Here is a 2,861-nt window from a genome sequence, read left to right as displayed (position 1 = left end):
GGCCGGGACAACCCGGCCCATCGGGCCCGCACCCACCGCATGGTCCTGATGTCGGACCAGATGATCGTGAACGAGGCCCGAGAGGGCCTTTACGGCATGCTTCTGATCCAGGACGCAACCGTATCGGCCGGGCCATCAGCGGGGCTGCTGCTTCCGCGGCGCACAACCGCAGGGGCTCCTCGACCGCACGCGCGTACGCGTCGATCGTGTTGGGTGCTCGACCGATGTCCGCGGTGAACTGCAGTCACCGGCGGGCCAGTTGACGCTCCGATCGAAATGGGCGGGAACTTCGTCCACTGGATCCAGCCGAACCTGTGGGCCGAACTCGTCGCCTACGACATCGGGATCGAGCCGACGCCGCTGTTCGACGACGCGTACTGGCTGGTCGGCGACCAACTCCGCCACGGCAGCACGGAGGAGATGTTCGAAGCGTTCGGCCCCGGCATAGGACAACTGAGCATCGGAGCGATGGACGCGTACCCCAATCCCCACACGCTGTTCCCGCTGAAGGAGGAAGCGATCGAGGCCGACAAGCCCTCGCTGAGCGAACGCATCGACCAGCTCGGGCTGTCCGCCGAGCAAGCCGCCCTGATGGAGGCGTGGGGGGGCCATGATATTCAACGGCCCGATCGCCGATGCCTCCTACTCCCATGTACTGCGCGGTTTCGCGCTGTGCGGCGGGGACTGGGCGATGTACGCCGCGGCGACTTCCGCCTTCGTCGTCAAGGGCGGAACCGGCTCCTCATCGATGCCATGCACGCGGACTTCCGCGGCGAGACACGACTGCCGCCGCCGTACAAGCGGTGGACAGCATGGGTGACCTTGCCGAGATCCACACCCGCGACGGCGGCCGCATCACCGCCCACAAGGTCATTGTGACCGTCCCGCTCAACGTCCTGAACTCGATCGAGTTCCGACCTGGGCTGTCGGCAGTCAAGGTCGCCGCAGCCACCGAAGGACAGGTCTCACAGGGACTCAAGGTGTGGATGCGGGTGGCAGGGCACGTCGAGCCGTTCATCGCTTTGGCTCCCGGGCAATACCCGCTGACCATGGCCGGTTACGAATACGAGCACGAGGGTGACAGCATCCTGGTCGCTTTCGGCCCCGACTCCTCAGCCCTCGACGTGACCGACCTCGAAGCGGTCCAGGCAGCACTCGCCCAATGGCGACCCGACCTCGACCTGGTCTTGGTCGACGCTCACGACTGGACAGCGGACCCGCTCTCCGGCGAAACCTGGTCGATGCCCAGGACCGGGCAGATCTCGACCGCCGCCGAGGAACTGCAACGCCCCGAAGGGCGAGTCCACCTCGCCGGCGGCGACTACGCATCCGGCTGGGCAGGATTCATCGACGGCGCGATCGAGAGCGGCAGGGGGACCGCGCGACGAGTGCTCACCGACCGCGCACACCCCTGATCTCGCCACCGCACTGAAGTTGCCTGAAGGCTCCGGCGAGCTGGGCCCCGACATGAGACAACGTTCTCGGCATACGCGCGAAACCGAGGATCCCAATAGTCAGCTCGTCGTGGCGGACTTGATCCAGTTGAAGTGTCGGGGCCGCTGAGAATCCAGTCGGCGACGGTGCATGGGAAATGCGAGGTCGACTTCGATAGTCAGCGCGACCCGAACGTGGACCAGGGGAACCGCGCCAGGAGTTGCGGACGCTCAACTTCCTTTCCTTCACAGAAAACCCATTGGTAACCCCGGTTCTACTGTTACGTTAAGTCATCTCGATACTCTCTGTCAGGTCGCCTCCGTCCTCACCGGCGGAGGCGACGGCGTCCTGCCCACCGGCGACCTCGACTTGCTCGCGCAAACCTCGGTCACGGGCCTGCAGAACGCGGTACCTGGTGAAGGCCTGCATCGACGACAGTTTCTTCCCGCGGGCCCACGCTCGCCATAGGCGTAATTCTCAAGGCGGCGACCAGCGCGAGTTACGAGTGCCCTTGGGCGCTGAGTGAACCTGCCGACCGGTCCCTTGAGACACGGAGGTGGCCCTCACCCTCCAGCCGCCCCCTCTTTCATGAAAGCCAGTCGCAGGGAGCTGTTTTCCATGAGTGCTAAGACGAACGACCGAGTCGGCCATTGGCGGTTCAGCTTCCGTGCGTGGCGCGGGCAGCGGCCATTCTGGGCAGGCCTCCTGACGATTCTTGGCGCGGGGCCCATCGCCTACTTCCCGTACGCACATGTCAGCCGCAGTGGGCTCACCCTTGCCGAGGCCACTCCGGCCGCAGTTCCCTCGCTGTTCATCAGCGCATTGCTGGTGGCACTGGGCCTGTCCATGTGGTTCCAGGCCGGGGTACGTGTTTTCGTGGGCGTCGGGGCGATCGTGCTGACGATGGCCTCGCTGGTCCTGCCGGCCGTCTCCAACCTCGTCACTTTCCTGGTGGCCCATCTCTTCGGCCTGATCGGAGGCGCGCTCGCCGTCGCCTGGACCACCAGCGCCTCCGTGGCCGCTCCCGGCTCGCAGCCTGCGGAGACACCGGACGGCGACGACGGCGGCGGCAGCCAGTCTCTTACCAGCCGCAGCAGCACGGTCGCGAGCACGAACACGCAGTAGAAGCGAACGGCAAGCGCAGCGCTTGATCTCCGGCGATCACTACCTGTCTCACCACACCGGTCGAGGCGGGCCGGGCGCCCCCCTGAGGCTGTTGCCCAGATCTGGGCGGATCGGGCCTCTGCGGAGCGCCGAAGTGCTCGACACCGAGCAGGCGGACGTCGCGCGACCACGAGCAGGGCCATCTCCCCAGACACAGGCGCGAGCCTGGCGGCGGCTGGTTGCCGGTACGGCCTTTCGTGATCTCCGCAACCCGGAAGGCGCCCGCGACGCGCCGGGAGCCCGGGCACACGGAGCTACGTCCG

At 66.4% G+C, this 2,861-nt stretch carries 3 protein-coding genes; all 3 read left to right on the top strand.

Going from position 1 to position 2,861, the window contains the following annotated elements; all coding sequences use genetic code 11:
* The first annotated feature begins 276 nt into the window (after positions 1 to 276).
* The 3 genes from ACFU53_RS47500 (at position 277) to ACFU53_RS47490 (ending at position 2,559) form a co-directional block, all read left to right on the top strand.
* Positions 277 to 879, top strand: coding sequence for a hypothetical protein (locus tag ACFU53_RS47500; protein WP_384006739.1), 603 nt, complete (start codon positions 277 to 279; stop codon positions 877 to 879).
* Positions 813 to 1,415 (top strand): flavin monoamine oxidase family protein, encoded by a 603-nt coding sequence (locus ACFU53_RS47495; RefSeq protein WP_384006742.1) that lies wholly within the window; start codon positions 813 to 815, stop codon positions 1,413 to 1,415. Before ACFU53_RS47500 ends, ACFU53_RS47495 begins: the two co-directional genes overlap by 67 nt.
* 637 nt (positions 1,416 to 2,052) lie before the next feature.
* Positions 2,053 to 2,559 carry a DUF6114 domain-containing protein gene (locus tag ACFU53_RS47490; RefSeq protein ID WP_384006736.1) on the top strand — a complete coding sequence of 169 codons (507 nt, stop codon included), beginning with the start codon at positions 2,053 to 2,055 and terminating at the stop codon, positions 2,557 to 2,559.
* Positions 2,560 to 2,861: the final 302 nt, after the last annotated feature.

The sequence above is a fragment of the Streptomyces sp. NPDC057474 genome (genome assembly GCF_042802555.1).
Lineage (GTDB): Bacteria > Actinomycetota > Actinomycetes > Streptomycetales > Streptomycetaceae > Streptomyces.
The sequence above is the reverse complement of the archived record's forward strand: the minus strand, read 5'-3'. Positions and strand labels throughout refer to the sequence as shown.